This is a genomic window from Planococcus halotolerans (assembly GCF_003289955.1).
Taxonomy (GTDB): domain Bacteria; phylum Bacillota; class Bacilli; order Bacillales_A; family Planococcaceae; genus Planococcus; species Planococcus halotolerans.
On record NZ_QLZR01000001.1, the window covers coordinates 36,709 to 58,016 of the forward strand.

A 21,308-nucleotide genomic window follows, 5' to 3' on the forward strand; every position below is an offset into this window, starting at 1 on the left:
TTTCCCCCTTTTATTGGTTGTTAATTGTGCAATTATTCCTAATTGCACAACACTATTAAATTTACCATAAATTATCAATATTGCAAACGTATTCTTAATATTTTATTGAATATTCGGCGCTTTTCAAGTGTGAATATTCTGGGTGAATATTCTGGGTGACAGTCACCCACACAACTCCCTCACAATTCACTCTGAAAGTGTTTCTTCGCAGTATTTACTGTAAGATTCCGGCGTTGGGTCATAGGGGTGCGTCAATAATGGAAGGATATGATTCAATTCCAAATAGCGATATGCAGGCTTAACGCCACTCACATAATAATAGTAAGAACTGTAAGGATAAGTTGCCATTTTATCTGCCAATGGCTTTGAAGCCGCAATGGGATTTCGGTGTATATAGCGGCTGACGGCAAGAATACCGGCTGGTCCATCCACTTTTTCTGCATAATACCTTCCTTCATATAAATAGCCGGTAACCCCGTATTTTGCCCGGTAGTAATCGCCGTACCTTTTATTGATCAGTCCCATCACTTTTCCGAGTGGAACTTCAGGAGACCGGATCAACAAATGATAGTGGTTGGTCATTATGCAATAACTGATGATCGTAAAAGGATACTGTTCATAGGTATAGTCCAGAACGCGAAAGAATGCGCGATAATCAGAAGGTTCGTGAAAGATTGTCTTCCGGTTATTGCCTCTGGTTGTCGCATGTTCAAATAAGCTTGGGTTCCAAACTCGCCTTTTTCTTGCCACTTTAACCAACTCCTGCCCTTTTTTCTGACCTTATATTTTTCGGGAAATAGAGTCAATTGCACACACAATTCGATAACGGATATTTATGTACTCTATAGAGGCCAAAAATGATTTTTCAACGTGATTTGGAGTATATAGAGCCAAAATTGGCTTCAAAATAATTTTTTGGGTGACAGTCACCCACACACTATTCCAGCACACAAAAAAAAGCGAGGCCCCGTGTTCCACGGCGCCTCGCTTTAAATTGTGTCTGAATTGTTTGTGTGACTGTCACCTTATTGAGCTGTGTAAGGCATGAACATCGAGAACATTTTAGCCGCTTCAGCGCGTGTAGCGTTTTGGCTAGGCATGAATTTTCCATTGTAGCCAACTGCAATGCTGTGGTAGTAAAGCATTGTAACAGCTTCCTGCTCTGCAGCAGTCAATTTAGCTGTATCTGTGTATGGAGCATTTTCATCATATTCGAAATCGCCATTGATGTTTTCGAATACCCGGTTCAACAACAATGCAAAATGTGCGCGTGAGATATTGGCTTTCGGGTTGAATTTGGTTCCCGCAGCATCTGTACCCTGGATCAACCCAGCTGCATAAGCTGCATTAATTTCATTTTGGCGTTTTTGCGGCAAGTCGGAAATGTCAGTGAACGGTGATTGTGGTGCATCCACTTCATTCAATCCCAGAATACGCGTCAGAATTGTAACCGCCTGCCAGCGAGTCAGGTTCTGATCAGGTGAGAATGTATCCAACTGTGTTCCGCTCATGATTCCGCGGTAATACAAATCTTTCACATAAGGAAATTCCCAATCTTTCATGCTGATATCTTTGAATGGAACTGTCGGATTGATGCGGTTTTCAAGCATCGGTGAAATGACTTCCAATTCAGAGATATAGTCAACGAACATTTCGTAGTCGATGAATCCTGGCTCACTTACACGTCCATCAGCATACGCTTCTGCGAATACCTCATAGCCGTCGCCGCCAGCTGCAGTGAATGTGTTTGTAGCAACTTTATAGCTTTCAGTGTTTTCGATCTTCGTGCGGACACCGTCTTCAGAAATTACATTTGCTGAAGTGACACGGCTGCCGACTGGCTGTGATGGATCAAACGAGAATTCCATGCCAGCCACGTGCAGGAAACCGCCGCTTTCTGCAGGGAATTCTTTGACACTGTGTTCCAAAGCTCTTTTCAGCTCGGCACCTGTCAAGTCCATGATTGCCAATGAGTTGCCGAAAGGCATAACCGTCAATACTTCACCGAAAGTGATGTCACCTACGTCGATTGACGCACGGATACCACCGCCGTTTTGAAGCGCGATTACAGTTTCAGGATCGATTTGTTTTGCAGTGTGCAGCATACCGTCAGTGATGATGTTTCCAAGGTTTGTTTCTGAAGAGCGGACTCCGCCTTCGTTGCGTCCACCATTAAGGAATACTTCTGTGTATGCGCCAGTGGATACGTTTTTGAACTGATCCACTTCCGCTTTATAAGGTGCAAGCAAAGCTGCTGCGTCAGCGTCAACTGCTGCGTCAGAAACTTTATGCAATGTTACAGGATGCGTTTCGCCTTCAGTTGAAGTGATGATACCTTCAGAGTTAAAAGTTACATCGATTTGACCCAGGTTGCTGTTGTATTGGCCTGTTTGTACGATAACAACCGGCTCGCCTTCGTTATCGATAACTTGGCCTTCAGTTAATGCTGTATGCGTATGTCCACCAACAATTACGTCAATGCCGGCAACATTTTCAGCCAACAAAAGATCGTTATCGAATTGTGCAGAATCGTTGTAGCCGATATGTGTCAACGCAACGATTTTGTTTACGCCTTCAGCTTCAAAAGCAGCAACCGCTTCTTTTGCAGCAGTAATGTAGTTAGAGAATTCAATTGCATCCGGGCTTGAAATCGATGCTGTTTCTTCAGTCGTCAAACCGAAAATACCAACTTTTTCGCCGTTAACATCTTTAATGATGCCGTCATAGATTTCGCCGTCTCCGAAGTCAGCTGTGTAGACGTTGTTCTGCAAACCATCAAACAATGGATCACCAGAAAAGTCAACGTTTGAAGATACGAATGGGAATGCAGCAGTTTGAACGAAATCAGCCAGTGCCTGATGTCCAAACTCACTGCTTCCAAGGTCAAACTCATGGTTTCCGAAAGTCATAGCGTCGTAACCCATATAATTCATAAGTTCCAAGTCAGCCATACCTTCAAATAAGTTGAAGTAAAGACTTCCTGAGAAAACGTCACCAGCATCCAGCAATAGGCTATTCGGTTTTTCAGCGCGGATCTGTTTCACGAGAGTCGCACGTTTTGGAGCATTTTCCAAGTTCGCATGCGTGTCATTCGTGTGCATGATCGTTAAATCGAAGTCCCCTTCAGCTGCTTCTGCAGCCAGCGGCGCTTGTAAACCTACCATGCTCACTGTCATTGCAGCGGCAATTGAGGCTTTAAACATCTTATTACCCTTCATTCGGCACCATCCTTTGTTTTTTGGTTAGATTGCCTTTTCAGTTTCTGGGAATAAATTATGTAATCTTATATTGTGTAGTGGTTCTCAATTCCCATTTGTGAAAGCGCAATCATACGTTTTTAGTTTAGCATGTATGGAATATTTGAACAATATATTGTTCGGAAAATTAACAAATTAACAAAGTTTTTACAAACTAAAGTACTTTGTGAGCCCTTTTATCCATGCCGGCCTGACCGCAAGGCCTTGCTCTGCTAAAATCCGATTGCCCATTTTACGTGTTTTGTAATTTTTACTATGTTAGAGTTTAACGAACCGGGTATTTGTGAATAAATATAGTAGAAAGCCAGGTGAAGTTCATTGCAAGTCAATAATAGACATTTAGAAGAAATTCAGTTTGCACGCGCCATTGCAATTTTTGCCGTGCTTGCCGTCCATTCCACATCAACCGGAGTCGGCTTTACCGATCATTCATCTCCAGCATTCCTCATTTACACGTTTTTCAATTACGCTGGAAAATTGGGCACTCCGACTTTCATTTTTCTGAGCAGTTTCATTCTTTTTTATACTTACTACCACCGCGAATTAACAATCGATTTATTCAGGAAATTCTATAAAAAGCGTCTGCTGTTTATTCTTGTGCCTTATTTTGTCTTTTCTGTATTCTACTTTGGCATCCGCAGTTATCTAAACACAGCGGTCGGCGTACCTTTCGTTCCATCTGAAGCATTGGTGAATTTCCTGAAAGATTTATTAACCGGCAATGCTTATCCACATCTTTATTTCGTATTTGTCAGTGTGCAGTTGTATCTTATGTTTCCGTTGATCCTGTATCTGTTCAAGCGATTCGCGTTTATACGGAGATTTGCCATTCCGATCGGTATCGTGATTCAATGGACATGGGTGACAGCCAATTCTGAAATTTTCCAGATCATCAATAAAGGATCCATTTCACTGTCTTATTTCATGTTCTATTTCTTTGGTGCGTTTCTGGGTGTCTACTATGACAAAATTGCCGGATGGATTCTGAATTGGCGCAAAAGCTGGCCAGGTCTCACTGTGATTTTCCTGGCCTACCTGTCCATGATATTCTTCTATGTGCGCATCAATTATTTAACCTTGACCGGACAAGCCAGTTTTTCCAGCATGCTGTATGAATTCGCCTGGAGCACCCACGCATTCACAGCCGCGGCGTCGCTGTTCATTTTCGTACATCTGATGCGTCTGTGGAAATTGCCCGAAACCAAAAAATTCCTGACAGAAATCGGCACCGTTTCTTTCGGGTTCTATCTTATTCATCCATTGTTCCTGCTCATACTTAGACAATTGCTGCCAGGCGGAGACCCATTGATCTTCCATATGTGGCAGCTCGCGACAATGATTATTACATTCTTCGCCAGCTGGATAATTGTCCGCCTGTTCTTCGAATTCGTCCCGCACAGCTGGATTGTATTCGGCAAAGGCAATAAAATATTCGGCTATGGAAAAACACAAGCTCAATAATTTTTTGAAACGCAATGAATATCCATTGCAGGAAACCGTCGCGCAATATTTGTTCTTCAATTCAAGCTCAAAAAAACCGGCAGACGGAAAATCGTCTGCCGGTTTTTGTTTATTTTTATTTTTTTTGAGATGGAGTTACGTATTCGTGATTCTTTTCAAACGCCGCATCCGTGAGGATGAAATCAATTACCTGTTTTGCAGTGTCATTCGCTTTTTTCTGCAGCGGGATGACATTCGCTTCAAGTTTTTTGATTTCATTCGGGTAGTCTGCAAGAATTGATTCGATTGAAACTGCAATATCCTCTGCGCTCCAGTCGTCCGAACCGACATTGCCGATCACTTGCTGATTGACGATTTCCGCAAAAGAATCGATTTTCGGATCATACGATAAAGCCACGAACGGCGTATAGCCGACACTTGCAAATATCAATGCATGAAGACGCATGCCCAGCAGGACATCGGATTCTGCCACTGCAGCCATTTTTTGTTCTATTGAAGAGTCGTAAGGAAAGATGTCCACTTTATGTTCCATCATTGATGCAACTTTTTCAGATGTTTCATAATCGGACTTGCCGTGCATTGGCACCATTAGAATGTCATGGCCATTGGCAGCTAATTGGTCAAGACCTTTTGCTGCCTTTTCCATATAAGACAAATCTTCTTTCCAGTCTCTGATGGAAACGGAAATAACGCGCTTTCCGGAATCAGCCGCTTTAGACAAGCCGCTGCTAAAACTGCTTGCATCGATTCCCATGACCGGATCCGGCACCAATTGAATTGGTTTCGAAACTCCGATTGATTCCAGCAATTTTTTGGACTGCTTGTCGCGCACCGTTATTATCTCGGCCCGCTGCACTATGTGTTTCATTATGCTTCGATTGAATCCGCTGCTGACGGGGCCCATTCCCTGCGCGTATATGAATACGGGCTTTTTCAGGAATTGAGCAATTTTCATGACACCTGAATAATAGGAGATGCTTTTCATGCCCGTTTCATCCTGCAGCAGGCTGCCGCCGCCGCTGATCAGACCGTCTGATTTTTGCAATGCTTTTCTGACCTCATTGATATTCCAGCGGTTGACTGCATCTACTTGATAGGTTGATGCCGTCTTTTCAGGATCGTTAGACAGAACCGTGAGTTCCACTCCTGGTTGATATTCTTTTAATGACTGAATGATGGCAAACAGGATTGCCTCGTCTCCTACGTTATCAAAACCATAATAGCCGGATAAAACGATTCTCATCCCTGCCACCTCCGATTAAGCTTTTCAATTATTTTCTTGCCTATCCACTTGTACAAGAATACCAGAACCAGTCCGATTAATAAACCGAAGACGACACTGTATCCTGTCCGCAATAGGGAAATGGACAATGGAATATGGAAATGTGTAAATGTATTGACCATCGAAAGGAAACCGATGACTGCCGGAATCAATAAGAAATAGCTGATCGCTTTATGCGTTTTCGCAATATGAAGCGCGAGCACAAACAGCGGCAAGCCAATCAAAAATTCTTTTGTACGCGGACGGACATACAGAAGGTCTTCCAGGAACACGCGGAATTCGAGTTCGTAAGGGATCGGGATGCCGTCATTGCCGGTGCGGCCCAGATAAAACATACCTACTCCAGTAATGGCTACGATTAATACTACCTGCCAGTAAATGACATGCGATTTCAATAGATGTTTTAGGTTGCCCCACAACGCATACAGCACCATGAACGTGATTGGCAGAACGTAAACCAGTGTTACGCCTCTGAACATATCGAGGCCCAAGATAAACGGGCTGCCGTTGAGCAGAACCACAATCAGCCAGATGCCGATGAGCGTAATGCCGACCGCCTTGAAATAAGCTGCGAACAAATAATATTTCGATTCCGTATTCTTTTTGAGCAATACAGCAAACACAGGTGTTGTTACCGCAAGTCCCAGAGCCATGAATTTTAAAATCAGCGTCATTTCAGTGACGAGATAAGCTATTGCTACTAATGACAAACCGATGATTGCAGCAATCGTTAATTTTCGGTTCCCAAAAATTGTTTGCGCGGCCCAGGCAAGAAATGCTATCGATCCAATCAGGCCGACTGCAATCTGCCAAAGCGGAATTGTAAATGCTGCAAATAATTTGGAAGGTCCACGCTCAAATGATGCCGGCAACTGTGTATTGATTTCATTATTCAAATCCCTAAATGCGGCATGGGCTTCTTCATATTCTGATATCGGAGCATTGACAAAGAATGCCCGAATATTACGCTCTTTTGCTCCCCGAGTAAATTTATCAGCAATGTCAAAGACATTGTCTTTCGACAATATTTGGCTGTGCAGTCGGATAACATCCATATCCATTGTATAAGCTGCAGTCTGGAAGCCTTTCATATCTGTGAATTCTATGCTGAATATCGAATAACCGGCTTCAGCAAGGCGTGTGCTGAACTCCTTCAGTTTTCCTGGTTCCGTATAAAATGGCAATTGCTGGCCACTGAATAAAACTTTTTCAATCCCGGGCTGCTTTAATTCGATTAATTCATTTGCCAGTCTTTCTGTGTCTTCGGTATTAGGTGAATCCCCAATTCTGAGCACTATTTCCATACCAGTGCCCAACACAGCGTCGATAACATCCTGGTCATAACCAAAAGGAGTACCGAAAATATCTCCTGTTTTTCCCGGAACATACGTATAGTCAACTTCTCCGACCGTAATTTGCCGGGTATCTTCAAAAACATTTCTTGTTAAATCATTAAAAGAGGAATTTTGGTTGGAATAGATGAATACACCTTCTTTATCGAAAGGATGCATTAAAGGTTCCATTTTATTGAAAATCAGCAATTCATTCATCGTAGCAACGTCGAGTATTGTTACATTGCCTTTTTGTTGAAGAGTTCTGAGTGTATCAGGTGTCAAACTGATGGTATCTATGCCAGATTCCTGCAACTGACTGAGAATACGTTCCTCGTCCAATTCCGGATCCTGTATTGTCCAGTCCATTATATATTTATAAGGCACGATTGTTTCGACTGTCTTGTTCGATTCCTCTACCTGCACACGGTTATATATAGAAGGAATCGTTAAAATCATCGCGGCCAGGATTATTCCGATTAACACTTTCTGCACTTGCCTACACACCCTTACAATTACTTTGAATTCTTTCTTCCAGTGGCGACGCTATTGGGATATCTAGTTGGGTATAAATCAAAATCTCAATTAACTTCCTTCTATTATATAGACAAAAGCCTATGTAAATCTTTGATTTGCGAAAAATTAACATAACTGTATTATTTAAAAATTTTATTTACTAAAGGCAATCCGCTCAATAATTCTTTGTCGACCGCTTTTCCGGCAAACAACAATACGGCATACACTGCAGCGCCAATTGCAATTGCGGCAGTCAGGTAAAGCAGCGCAAATCCGCGTGACGCCAATTCAAAATCAATAAACAGCGTCGGAATTCCTATTACTGCTCCCATCATCAATGAAGCACATATGATAACGACCGTTCTTTTATTGAATGAAACGAATTTCGCATGTTTCTGGATAAAGTAAAGATTGGTCACAAACAGCAGTAAATACACAAGAGCTGTCGAAATCGCCGCTCCGTCCAGACCGAACCCTTTCACCAATACGATATTGAGGACCAGTTTCACTCCTACTCCCGCAACGATGATCCAAGCGGCAAGCCGCGCTTTATTGATCCCCTGCAAAACTCCGGTGCTGAGGATCGTCAGCGATGTGAACAGCGAGCTTAGTGAAATGATTGCAAGCACACTGCTGCCGGCCAGGTCCGTGAACAGGCCGAGGTTGATCGGGTAAGTCAGTGCAAAGAGTCCTATCGCCGCAGGAACAGTCAGAAGATAGGTCAGGAAAAATGTCTTTTCGATGACTTTCTGCGTTCCGAGACTGTCGTTCTGCGCCAGTTTCGCCGAGATATTCGGAATCAGCGGCAGAATGACGGAGCTTGCGAAAACCGTAACGATTTGCACGATTGCCAAGCCGCGCCCATAGATTCCATAGAGATAATTGACATTATCCGATGTATTTTCATAAGCCTTTAAAGCACTTGGGATCGTAATGGAATCCACGAGATTCAATAATGCCATGGTTATGGCACCAAAAGCAATCGGTATGGATATAGTAAGAATCCGACCCGCGGTCTTTTTAAAATGGCTGAAGTTATATGGAAGAGATTTTTTCACGCGCACTTCCGAACGCGTGTACAGAATACGGAGATAGATCAATGAAGCCAGTGCTCCGAAGATGGAGCCGATCATGATTCCGCCCGCTACTTCACTGTCCGAATAAAAATTCTGGACCAGATAGGCAGCGATCAGAAGAATCAGGCCGACCCGTATGAATTGTTCGATTACCTGCGATACAGCAGTCGGAGTCATATTTTCATGGCCCTGGAAATAACCGCGGTAAACCGCCATATATGGAGCGATCAAGAGAGTTGCGGAAACGATGATCAGCGCGGGACGCGTAGAGCTCCCACCCAGGATTTCAGCAATCTGGTAAGAAAACAGATACAGCAGCAAGAAACTGCCGAGGCCGAACGCAGCCGCGAGAATCCCGGAAGTCATGAAAATATCTTTGACTTCCTGCTCATCGCCGCGCGTTCTCGATTCGGCGATCAATTTCGAAATTGCAATCGGAATGCCCGCGACTGACAGGATCAAAGCGACCATATAGACCGGGTAGACTAAAGTAAAAATTCCGAGCACCTCGTCCCCCGCTATGTTCTGCAGCGGGATGCGGAAGAGGCTGCCCAGAATCTTCGACAGCAATGCGGCTGCCGATAAAATGATGGTGCTTTTCAGTAAAGTGCTTTTCATCGTTTGTTCAAAGCTTTCTTCTGAATGACTGTCAGAGCGAATTTCGGCAACACAAGCATGCGTTTCCAGCGCGATGGCTGTTTGACAAGCCGGTAGAACCATTCCAAATTGAGTTTCTGCCACGCTTCCGGCGCCCGTTTGACGTTTCCGGAGAACACGTCAAAGCTGCCGCCGATGCCGATGAAGACGCCTTGATTGAATTGGCCGATATGGCCGCCGATCCAGTTTTCCTGTCTCGGGAAACCGAGCGCCACAAACACAAGATCCGGTTTGGAATCCTTGATCATTTGCGGTAGCACAGAATCATTCCAGTCAAAAAAGCCGTTCTGCGCTCCGGCAATTTGGATGCCCGGATAATCGGATTTCACTTTCTCCAGTGTTTGCTGCAGCACATGGTCCGCCGCTCCCAGGAAAAAAACGCGATACTGTTTCTGATTGGCGGCTTCCAGCAAATCCATCATCATATCGAAGCCACTGACACGCTCCGGCAGTGGCTCTCCGACGAGCTGTGCCGCTTTGACGATGCCGATGCCGTCGGCTGTAATAAAGTCCGCTTTTTCAAGTGTTCTTTTATAATCTTCATCATCAAGCGTAGCCATGACAATTTCAGGATTGGCCGTTACGACAAAAGTTTTTTCCTTCTTTTCTATTCTGTTCTGTAAGGTCTGAATGAATGCTGCTCTGGTCGTGTTGATGAAAGGCACGTCCAATATTTTTACAAATTGTGGGGTCATATGTATTCTCCTTGTTTTGAGGCAAAATATCTCATTTAATATAACATAAAAAAAGGGTGCTGTGTTAAGGAGAAAAGACCCTAAAACAGCACCCAGCCTGACCTATTCGATTGATTATTCTGCCAACGGCAATGGTTTGATGTATGCGCTGTGCACGTATGCATCTGTGTATTGCTTTTGTTCCGGCAGAACTTTATACCAGATTACCCCTTTGGAATCTTTTGCTTCTCCAGTGATGACAACCGGAATGCCTGCTTCCGGCAATGCGTATAAAGCGGTATTTTCTACGCCTGCGCCAGAGCGGAAGTTCAATCCGGATTCTGAATCATTGAAGCTGGCGAATCCAAGATTTTCATTGTACATATCTCTTTTGCCAAGATATACATCGATGCGATACATATGTCCGCCGATTTTCTCGCCCCATAATGGGTCGGAAGCGTAACGGACGTTCATGCCAAGTGCTTTGTTCCCAAGGATTGAGCCGTTGTAATAGGCTCCCCCTACCTGATGATAGTTTTTATTGATTCTGACAGCAGCATCCTGAATCGACTCTTTAAATGTGGCATATGAATATGCAGCGTCGTATGCATTGCCATCCACTGCGCCGTAACCGAACAGGTTGTTTTTATCCTGGGCAATTTTGCTGGTTCCCCAGCCGCTTTCGTGTATTGCATGCGCCAACAGATAAAGAGCATTCACTTTATATGTTTCTTCGATTTGCTTGAAGTAAGCGCCACTTCCCGCAAGCGGGCTGACATTCCATAGTTTGCCGGCAACTGTTTTGCCGTAATAAGGGAAGTTGTCAGTCAGGAATTTATCCAGTTCTTCCGCTGTGTAACTTGTTTTTGTAGATAACGGAAGTTTGCTGAAATATTGATGTGCTTCTGTCACCACTTTGCCGGCTTTATCTGTGAATACTGCACCGTCAAAACTGTAATATCTCACTCCAGTCTGGAATGCAGCCGGTGCTTTGCCGATTGCTCCCGATGAAGCGTAATTACCAGTTGAATGGTTATAGATTTTATGGACCAGGCTGCCGTACTGATTCTTTTCATAATAAGATTGGCCTCCAAGCATTTGCGTTGGAATCAATCTTACTACACTCGGTTTTACATAACCGACTTTGCCGGCCAATTCCACTTTAATGGATGCAGCTGTGGAATCCAGGAATTTCATTTCCGTATTTGTGGTCGTATAAGGTTTGAACTGGGAAGCACGAGTTCCGGTTCCCCATTTCAAATCAGCTGTCGGATAAACTTCGGTATATGCGTTTGTAACCGCCAGTCCGTTCTGCATCCAGACAATCTGCTTCGAGCGCTCAACAACGTCGGCATCCGCGTTATTCTGCACATATGCTTTCGCTTCAGCGAATGTGTCGAAATGCTTCAATACAGTTGTGCTGTCTGCATCAATGGAAGAAGCCTGGAACTCCAAAGGCTTTGGCGGGAAAACGACTTCTCTGGCTTTGATCATTACGAGCGCCACCATCCATCTCTTCGACTCTTGTTTCGGTGCGAAAGTATTATCCGTATTCCCTCGCATGATGCCAAGGTGCGTCAGGATTCTTACATCTTTTTTGGAATAGTCCGAAATGGATTCACTATCTCCAAATGATAATGCCGGAATCGTTTCTGTATCCGTTAAGACACCTTTTGCCGTCAATGCCCGGGATACCATACTCGCCATTTGTTCACGGCTGATCAATTCATTCGGCCGGAAAGTGTTGTCCGGGTAACCTACTGTAATGCCGGCTTTTACAGCATCCATTATGGACGGCGTAAACCATGCTCCTGCCTGTACATCTTTGAAATCGATCGTTTCTGCTGCTGCGCTTGTGAATTCCGCAGCTTCCAATTGCGTTTCAAGTTCGAACGATTTTACTACCATTCTCGCAAACTCGGCGCGTGTCACTTCACGTTCCGGTTTTACGGTACCGTCGTCATAACCGGTAATAATCCCTAATTGCATCAATTCTCTTATCTCTTTTTCATATGTGTGACCCGTTAAATCATCTGCCGCACTAGTTTGCAGCGGCGTCAGCGACGAAAGTACCAGAAGCATTGCCATTAAAAAAATTACTGTTTTCTTCATTCTCTGATGAATCCCCCTTTTTTTGTATGAAACTAGTAATCGGCATATCAAGTGTTCCCTTAATAGCCTGTTTACACTTTATATCATTTTACTGCGGCAAACTATACTTCTTTATATCTAAATATAACCAATTATTCATATAGATATGACCAATGCCTAAAAAAGAGTATAACATCTAAAAGTCACTAAAAGATGATAAAATATCAATTTCTTTGTTAGAAACGAAATTTTTTTCCTCTAATATAGAAGGAATTTAAACTGATCTTAGAGAATCTAGTGAAACAGAACATTTTCAGATTAAATAGTCTTGCGTACCAGACTTCGTTTTTTAAATTTGACTTTTAAACTAGTCTTATTGCTTATTTTACGAAAAAATACATAAAATAGCATAAAAACATGCTATTGTCATCATAGAGAGAAAAAATATAAGAACCGGAAGGGGAAAATGAAAAACAAATGAATAGTTTTTTTAGCAAGGTCACGTTATTTCTAGTCGCTGCCGTTTTAGTGATTTCCAGTATAGGGGTAAGCCCCGCATCAGCCGCAACACCATTTAAGGATGTACCTGCAAACGATGCGCAAATAACATATCTTTATGAAAGAAATCTGATTAGCGGCATTTCCACCACTCAATTTGGACCTGATTATTCCGTAACCCGTGAACAGGCAGCCACCATGATTGGCCGTTCATTAAAATTAAACGGAACTAAGAGAACAACCAAATTCCCAGATGTCAGTCCCTCAAGTTACAGTTCAGGATATATTCAATCAGCTGTAGAAAAAGGATTCATTTCCGGTTATCCGGACGGCAGCTTCAGGCCAAAACAACCAATGACACGCGGAGAAATGGCTCACATGATAAGCCGTGCATTTAATTTTACGCAAACAAGTGCAGTCTTCTTTAAAGATATTAAGGTAGATAACGATCCAACCAGCCTTTATAGTGCGACAAATAAACTTGCAACTGCAGGAATTACTGCGGGAACAGGTGGAGGATACTACACACCGGATAAAACTTTGATCCGACAAGAATTTGCAATGTTTCTTGCACGAGCTTTGGAACCTAAGTTCCGAGTTTTATTCCAGAATGCAACAATCGATAAATTATATTCAACTACTGATAATTTAAATGTGCGCTCAGGTCCTTCTACCAGCTATAATATTTTGGGAAAGATTCATACGAACAATGAAGTTCAAGTTTACGGCTACAGCGGCAACTGGGTTTACGGTAAATCCGGAAGCCTTACAGGCTACTTCAGCCTTTCTTACTTGGCAAAAGCTACAGCACAGCCTTCCAGAGTAATGGTGATTGATGCCGGCCACGGCGGCAGCGACCCGGGTGCAGTAGCAAACGGCCTACGTGAAAAAGATGTAAACCTTGATGTATCACTTCGCGTCGAAAGAATGTTGAAAGCAAAAGGCATCAATGTCTTGATGGTTCGCAGAACCGACGTATTCTACAGCCTGGATTACCGCGCTGCTTATGGCGTTAAAAATGGCGCTGATGCATTCGTCAGCATTCACGCCAACGCTGCTTCAGCAGGGGTAAGCGGTTCTGAAACATTCTATTCCGCTTCCGTTGCAAACGACAGCAAGCAACTTGCAACTTTCATCCAAAACCGTTTGTACAAAGCGATGGAACATACGAACAGAGGCGTAAAAGAATACGATTACCGCGTTATTGCAGCCAACCCGCTTCCAGCCGCTCTTGTTGAATTAGGTTTCCTTACCAACTCCGGAGATGCAGCAAAATTGGCGACTTGGACATATAAAGAACGTGCAGCTTCAGCGATCGCTGAAGGTATCGAAGACTATTACGAGTGGAAAGAACGATAAAAAGAAACTTCAATCAGTTTAATGTTTGATAAATAAATATTATTTTTTCAAAAAACGGACTTTTAAAGTCCGTTTTTTTGGGAATTACTATATACTGTACGTACAAACAAAGTTTAGGAGGAAATTAATTGAAGAAAGTAATGGTCACTTTTATTTTATTGGTATTGCTAACATCCATATGCTTTACACCATCACTCGCAGCAACTTCCGACAATGATCTTGAAAAAGTGATCATCTCATTTGAAGACGGCATTGATTATCAGGTACTTGAGGACATGGGCGCAGAAATACATAGCGAACTGGACGCCATATCATCTGTCATTGCAACTATTCCTTCAACCACAATCACAAAAGCCGACACGGATATATCTGTAAAAGCTATTTCAGATGAGCAGATATTTAAGGCTGCTGCTCAGCAGCCTTCTTGGGGCTATCAGCAAATCAAAGCGCCCAGCGCATTGAAAGCTGGCTATACAGGCAAAGGCGTTAAAATTGCTGTCATTGATTCGGGCATCAATTCAAAGCATCCAGACTTAAGTGTCGTTGGCGGCGCCTCCATGATCGACAACTCTTCAGCCTTTATAGATAGAAATGGGCATGGAACTCATGTCGCAGGCGTTATAGCAGCTTTAAATAATTCAATTGGCGTTGTTGGCGCTGCCCCTGATGCCGAAATCTATTCAGTTAAAGTTTTATCCAGCAACGGCGCCGGAACATTGGAAGATGTGTTGGATGGCATTCAGTGGGCCATAGACCATAAAATGGACATTATCAATCTTAGTCTAACGACCGATGCCCATAAATCTGAATTACAGGCAATGCTAAAAAAAGCGAATGATTTAGGCATTATTGTAGTGGCAGCGGCCGGTAATAATGAAATAGTAGATACACAGGGGAATTATGTTCAAACTGAAGATGATGTCTTATATCCTGCACGCTATAAATCGGTCATCGCGGTTGGCTCAACAAATACAAATAATAGGCTATCCGGTTTTTCCTATACAGGTCCCTCTGTAGAGCTTGTAGCTCCGGGAGAATGGATTTACAGTACGTTCTCCAAAGATGCTTTAATAAATCCTGCTGAATATCAAAACAGCGAAGGTACTTCAGTTTCTACGCCATTCGTCGCCGCAGTCTTTGCACAATATAAAGAAGCTTACCCACATTTAACAAACGGTCAACTGCGGGAAACTGTCAAACGTTCAACGATTGACCTTGGAGCAACAGGAAAAGATCAGCTATACGGCAACGGACTTGTGCAATCCCTTCAAAAACAAGCGGCTCTTTACCCTGATTTGATTGCAAATTTTTGGTATAGCGAATCAATACAATTCATCTTCGACCAAGGAATTGTCGCCGGTTTTCCCGATGGCACATATCGTCCTAGCGCAACCATTACGCGAGCCGACGCCATAACAATGATCGGACGCGCTCAAGGGTGGGAAAATAATGCCGCCCGCCATTATTTTCATGACGTCAGTACCAGTTCTTATGCAGCTGGCTATATAAATAAAGCCTATGAACTCGGTTACATTTCCGGCATGCCAGATGGCAGCTTTCAGCCTTCTGCCCCTATTAAACGAGGTGATATGGCTGTAATATTAAAGAAAATATTTGGCCTCACTTCATCAGGAGCTCACTCATTTTCAGATGTTAATCAAACAAAATACTATGCAGAAGCAATTCAGGCAGCTTATGAAAACGGCATTGTCCTAGGGTACAGCAGTGACATATTCCGACCCGAAGCTTCCATTACAAGAGCTGAAAACGCTGTGATGCTGAGTAAGTCATTGAAATTGCAATAAAATATGAAACTTAGATAGAGAGCCGCGCGGTTGCGCGGCTCTCTTTTTTGCGGAGAGGGATGTGGATAAGGAATGTGATGAGTGTGGGCGCGTTAAGTAGATGGCGTTATACGATAGCAAATCTAGTTTATACGACAACAAATAGAATCTATACGTCACCAAATCCCAGCTATACGACAGCATAACCACCGCCCAAGCGAGTCAAACCCACTATTACCCAAGATTGGGCGGCAACCGCCGCCCACTGGGCAGTCCGCCAGCAGCGGACTGCTTTCCATTCACATGCACTTTTCTTTTGATGAGAGCCGGAGGAAAAGCCGGCTTGTTAAGTAAAATCCGCTATACGTCACCATACAGAGTCTATACGTCACTAAATCACTGCTATACGACAACATAACCACCGCCCAAGCGAGTCAAACCCACTATTACCCAAGATCGGGCGGCAACCGCCGCCCACTGGGCAGTCCGCTGCTTGCGGCGGACTGCTTTCCATTCACATGCACTTTTCTTTTGATGAGAGCCGGTGGAAAATCCGGCTTGTTAAGTAAAATCCGCTATACGTCACCATATCTTCGTTATACGACACCAAACAGAGTCTATACGACACTAAATCACAGTTATACGACAACATAGCTCCCACCCAAGCGAGTCAACCCACTTATACCCAAGATCGGGCGGCAACCGCCGCCCACTGGGCAGTCCGCCAGCGGCGGACTGCTTTCCATTCACATGCACTTTTCTTTTGATGAGAGCCGGAGGAAAATCCGGCTTGTTAAGTAAAACCCGCTATACGTCACCATATCTTCGATATACGACAACAAACACAGTCTATACGACACTAAATCACAGTTATACGACAACATAGCTCCCACCCAAGCGAGTCAACCCACTTCACTTATACCCAAGATCGGGCGGCAACCGCCGCCCACTGGGCAGTCCGCTGCTTGCGGCGGACTGCTTTCCATTCACATGCACTTTTCTTTTGATGAGAGCCGGTGGAAAAGTCGGCACGTTAAGTAAAACCCGTTATACGATAACAAGTAGAATCTATACGTCACCAAATCTTCGCCATACGACAACAAACACAGTCTATACGACACTAAATCACAGTTATACGTCAACACACTCATCACACTCACCTCACACAACAAAAAAACCGCCTGCCCCATTAGGGACAGGCGGTTCGCTATTTTATTGGTTGATTGAGTTATAGATGAATTGAGCAAATTCAGCTCTTGTAGCATTAGCGTTTGGTTTGAATGATCCATCATCGTAGCCTTTTGCCAAGTTGCTTGATGCAACTTTGAGGATTGAAGATTCAGCCCAGTGGCCATTGATGTCAGTGAATGACACTGAAGAGTTAGAAGCTTTCATTGCATAAGCTCTTGTAAGTAACGCACTGATTTCAGCCCGTGTGATTTTAGCGTCAGGTGCATAGTAGCCGTCTCCGCGTCCACCGATGATGCCTTGTTTGTGTACCGCGTTAATGTAACTTGCTGCCCAGTGTCCAGTAGAAACATCCTTAAATGATGTTCCAGCGACTGGTGCGATTCCAAGTGATTTAGCGATCATTATTGCCGCTTCTGCTCTTGTTACAGAGTTGTTCGGTTTGAATTCGCTGTGTGCATAACCAGTGATGATGTTTTTCGTGCTCAATTCTGTGATTGGTGCATAAGCCCAGAATGTTTTAGAAACATCATAGTACTGGCCTTTTGGAAGATCAGGTTTTGGTGCTGGCGCTGGTGCCGGAGCTGGCGCCGGTTTTGGTGCTGATACTGTTGCTACTGCTTCTTTGACGCTTGACAAACGCTTAGCGCCTGCATATTTAGGAGCCCAATATGGGTTAGTGTTAATGTTTGAGATCGAGATTCCTTGGCTTTCAGCTGAAATGACATTGCCATTTCCGATGTAGATTCCTGTATGTGAGATTCCCGGCTTATATGTATTTGCGAAAAATACTAAGTCGCCTTTTTTAAGGTTGCTCTTGGAAACTGCTGTTCCTACGCCAAATTGTTCTGCTGATGTTCTTGGCAAGCTAATGCCGAAGTTACCGTATACGTATCTGATATATCCTGAGCAATCGAATCCTGAAGGTGTTGTCCCGCCCCATTGGTATGGAACGCCTTTAAATTTAAGAGCATATTCTGCAATTTGGTCTGGTGTTGCTCCACTGGCTGCGTCGGCTTCACTAGTCATCATTGGTGCTGCTGAAATTAATAGTACAGCAATCATCATAAGCATTATACGTTTCTTCAAATCGTCACCTCTATAAGTTAGTGGATTCTGGATGCTGATCAGACACCGAATCAAATTTCTTTTTTTGAAATACCTTTGTGGCATAATTAGATACTAACAGAATAAACATCATAAGTAGGTTACAGTTGTATTACAGTTATGTAACAAGTGCTATTTCTATGTTTATTATTGGAAAAGAAGGGTATTTATTAACGTTTAGCAGCTAAATCAGCTTAATTTAATCCGGATTTTATTGCAGTAAAAAAGCCCTTCAGAGACTGGTCTGAAGGGCTTTTACTATATATTATTATAATTCAATCCCGGTCTTCTCCCCAACATTCCGTGTTTTTCAATCCTGGAATATCTTTTGCGTAAAATTCGGGATTTTTTCCTGCTTTTCGCTGTTTAGTGTAGTCATCCAGCACTTTAAATGCTGTGCTGCCTAATAGTGCTATAACAACGAGGTTAAGTACAGCCATGAGGCCCATGAACAGATCGGCCATATTCCAAACCAGGCTGACCTGCGCCAACGCACCGAACATTACCATTGCCAATACGCCGACACGGTAAGCTGTCAACCAGCCTTTGTGAGCATTGATGAATTCGATATTCGTTTCTCCGTAATAGTAATTACCGATAATCGAGCTGAATGCAAAGAACAGAATCGCAATCGCCAGGAAGTAAGGAGCCCAATCACCGACATGAACACCAAGAGATGCCTGCGTCAGCAGAATTCCTTCTTGTTCGCCTGTGCTGTAAAGGCCGGCAAGAATGATGATGAAAGCTGTTGCCGAACAGATGATAATTGTATCAAAGAATACTCCGAGGCTCTGAACAAGCCCTTGTTTTGCAGGATGCGACACGTTCGCTGATGCAGCTGCGTTTGGAACAGAACCCATACCAGCTTCGTTCGAGAACAGCCCGCGGCGCACACCTTGCATGATGGCAGCACCAATACCGCCGCCGACTGCTTCTTCAAGACCAAATGCATTCTCGATGATCAGCATGAAGACTGCAGGAATTTCCGTGATATTCGTGATGACAATATAGATTGCAACAATCAGGTAAAGGATCGCCATAAACGGCACGACTACCTGTGTAACTTGTGCGATCCGTTTGACGCCGCCGAAAATAACGATAGCCGCCAATATTACCAAACCAAGACCAACCGTCCAATCCGGGATATTGAAGACATCACCGAATGATTGCGCGATGGTATTCGACTGTACCGAGTTGAAGATAAAGCCGAAAGCCAGCGTCAACAGGACCGCAAATACAATTCCGAGTTTCCGGTTGCCCAGCGCTTTCTCCATATAATAAGCCGGTCCGCCGCGGAATTGCTCGCCGTCCCGCACTTTATAAACCTGTGCCAATGTACTTTCAATAAATGCTGTCGCCATACCGATTAGCGCGACCATCCACATCCAGAACACCGCTCCGGGTCCACCGATGGCAACTGCCAGGGCTACACCGGTAATGTTTCCTGTGCCTACACGTGAAGCCGTTGAAATGGTGAAGGCCTGGAAAGCCGAAACCCCTTTTTCGCCGTCTTTCTTTTCACTGATAACACGGAACATTTCGCCGAAAAGACGAACCTGTACGAATTTGGTGCGTATTGTGAAATAGATACCTAATCCCATCAATAAAGCGATCAATATGTATGTCCATAATAAATTATTACCCTCGTCAACAATCCACGTCAACGCGTCTAAAATTGCATCCATTCTAAAAATCCTCCTCTAAGTTGAAACAAACTTATTTTCTATACCCTTAACCGCAATTCAGAAAACCTGGACCGCGTGTTCATTGCCGCAAAAGGAAATCATGAAAAATTCAAACTTTTTTTCGGTTAAATTAATAAAACCCTCTTTTTCAAGAGGGCTTTCCTTCTGCACTGTCCACTTTATCATATTGAAATTAACTGCGTTAGTGTCATAAGCATTAATTGCAGCAACTATTTCCCGGGAAATGTTTTTAGGCATTTTTCAGCGTTTCCGCCAATACACGCGCGCCAATGTCGAGTGCATCGGGGTTAAACGTCATATCCGGATGATGAAGCCCCGGCGTCAAATCTGCGCCGACGCCAATCATGGCCGCTTTCAGTTCCGGCTTGCGGATTGTGTAGAAATGAAAATCATCTGCGCCTGGCGTATGCAGCGGTTCGGCTGTGTTATCGTCACCAACCACATTTTGGATAGCGGTCCGCGCAATTTCCATCGCTTCGTCCGAAACTTCCGCAGCCGGCGTATAATCAGTCCATTCCCAATCGATGCCGACATTATAAAGTTTAGCTATAGATGCAAAACCTTCATCGATGCGTTTCCGCAGTTCATCCATCAAGTCGTTCGACTGTGAACGGACATCCAGAGCAAATGTCGCGCTGCCCGGAATGATGTTTAAACTTTCCCCACCCATCTGGACATTCGTCAGCTTCGCCGAATAGGATTCGAACGGCGAGAAATAAACCGATTTCACAAACTGGTGGATTGCCGCAATAACGTCCATCGCATTTCTGCCTTGGTGCGGACGGGCCCCATGTGCATCGTCCCCAGTGATTTTCCCTCGCAGAAAAATTCCAGCGCCGTGATGCAGAGCCGGCGAAACTTTACCGAGCGGCAACTCTTCAGCCGGACGAAGATGGACGCCGAACAGATGGCTGACGCCTTCCGCCGCTCCCCGCTCGATCATCGACAGCGAACCGTTGCCTTGTTCTTCCGCAGGCTGGAAGATAAAACGCACACGTTTCGTCAGTGTTTCATTCCGCAGATACAGCAAAGCGCCGAGCACCATCGCCATATTGGCGTCGTGGCCGCAGGAATGATTCGCCTGCATCGTTCCGTCGACTTCCTGCCAAAGTGCGTCGATGTCTGCTCGCACCGCGACGGTCTCTTCGCCTTCTCCAATTTCCGCAATCAAACCGGTGAGGTCGTCAAAAATATTATAGCGGACATCTAACTCATTCATAATGTCCTTTAATTTCTCAGTCGTTCGGAACTCTTTCCAGCTGACTTCCGGATTCGCATGAAAATGATTAAAGTATTCCTGGATCTGCTGTTTAATTTCCAT

13 protein-coding genes are annotated in these 21,308 nt (G+C 44.1%); 3 read left to right on the forward strand and 10 right to left on the reverse strand.

Features of this window, described 5'->3' with window-relative positions; all coding sequences use genetic code 11:
- Window positions 1-186 precede the first annotated feature (186 nt).
- Both DP120_RS00145 and DP120_RS00150 read right to left on the reverse strand, forming a co-directional pair.
- On the reverse strand, window positions 187-750 hold the full coding sequence (locus DP120_RS00145) for a transposase (protein ID WP_165843679.1): 564 nt from the start codon (window positions 748-750) through the stop codon (window positions 187-189).
- Window positions 751-1,025: 275 nt separating this feature from the next.
- Window positions 1,026-3,218 carry a 5'-nucleotidase C-terminal domain-containing protein gene (locus tag DP120_RS00150; protein WP_112221170.1) on the reverse strand — a complete coding sequence of 731 codons (2,193 nt, stop codon included), beginning with the start codon at window positions 3,216-3,218 and terminating at the stop codon, window positions 1,026-1,028.
- A gap of 357 nt (window positions 3,219-3,575) precedes the next feature.
- Here DP120_RS00150 and DP120_RS00155 point away from each other — a divergent pair, with 357 nt between their 5' ends.
- Window positions 3,576-4,718: an acyltransferase gene (locus DP120_RS00155; protein WP_112221171.1), complete on the forward strand. Its 1,143-nt coding sequence runs from the start codon at window positions 3,576-3,578 to the stop codon at window positions 4,716-4,718.
- Window positions 4,719-4,833: 115 nt separating this feature from the next.
- Here the strand turns inward: DP120_RS00155 and csaB are convergent, their stop codons facing one another.
- The 5 genes from csaB to DP120_RS00180 form a co-directional block, all read right to left on the reverse strand.
- Window positions 4,834-5,961: a polysaccharide pyruvyl transferase CsaB gene (csaB, locus tag DP120_RS00160; RefSeq protein ID WP_112221172.1), complete on the reverse strand. Its 1,128-nt coding sequence runs from the start codon at window positions 5,959-5,961 to the stop codon at window positions 4,834-4,836.
- A complete protein-coding gene (locus DP120_RS00165) occupies window positions 5,958-7,826 on the reverse strand; it encodes a DUF5693 family protein (protein WP_112221173.1) in 1,869 nt (622 codons plus the stop codon). Before DP120_RS00165 ends, csaB begins: the two co-directional genes overlap by 4 nt.
- Window positions 7,827-7,987: 161 nt before the next feature.
- Entirely contained in the window at window positions 7,988-9,541 is a 1,554-nt protein-coding gene (locus tag DP120_RS00170; RefSeq protein WP_112221174.1) for a putative polysaccharide biosynthesis protein, read from the reverse strand.
- Entirely contained in the window at window positions 9,538-10,275 is a 738-nt protein-coding gene (locus DP120_RS00175) for a WecB/TagA/CpsF family glycosyltransferase (protein ID WP_112221175.1), read from the reverse strand. The genes DP120_RS00170 and DP120_RS00175 overlap by 4 nt, the downstream gene beginning before the upstream one ends.
- 114 nt (window positions 10,276-10,389) lie before the next feature.
- On the reverse strand, window positions 10,390-12,366 hold the full coding sequence (locus DP120_RS00180; protein WP_112221176.1) for an S-layer homology domain-containing protein: 1,977 nt from the start codon (window positions 12,364-12,366) through the stop codon (window positions 10,390-10,392).
- Window positions 12,367-12,822: 456 nt separating this feature from the next.
- On the opposite strand from DP120_RS00180, the gene DP120_RS00185 reads away from it, so the two are divergent.
- Together DP120_RS00185 and DP120_RS00190 are read left to right on the forward strand one after the other, a co-directional pair.
- A complete protein-coding gene (locus DP120_RS00185) occupies window positions 12,823-14,202 on the forward strand; it encodes an N-acetylmuramoyl-L-alanine amidase (RefSeq protein ID WP_112221177.1) in 1,380 nt (459 codons plus the stop codon).
- Window positions 14,203-14,330: 128 nt separating this feature from the next.
- A complete protein-coding gene (locus tag DP120_RS00190; RefSeq protein WP_112221178.1) occupies window positions 14,331-16,007 on the forward strand; it encodes a S8 family peptidase in 1,677 nt (558 codons plus the stop codon).
- Window positions 16,008-17,198: 1,191 nt separating this feature from the next.
- Here DP120_RS00190 and DP120_RS00195 read toward each other — a convergent pair.
- From DP120_RS00195 to DP120_RS00210, 3 genes are all read right to left on the reverse strand, one after another.
- Window positions 17,199-18,263: a C40 family peptidase gene (locus DP120_RS00195; protein WP_233786136.1), complete on the reverse strand. Its 1,065-nt coding sequence runs from the start codon at window positions 18,261-18,263 to the stop codon at window positions 17,199-17,201.
- A 293-nt stretch (window positions 18,264-18,556) separates the two neighbouring features.
- Window positions 18,557-19,966, reverse strand: a complete 1,410-nt coding sequence (locus DP120_RS00200) for an alanine/glycine:cation symporter family protein (RefSeq protein ID WP_112221179.1) — start codon at window positions 19,964-19,966, stop codon at window positions 18,557-18,559.
- 250 nt (window positions 19,967-20,216) lie between these two features.
- Window positions 20,217-21,308, reverse strand: coding sequence for an amidohydrolase (locus DP120_RS00210; RefSeq protein ID WP_112221181.1), 1,092 nt, complete (start codon window positions 21,306-21,308; stop codon window positions 20,217-20,219).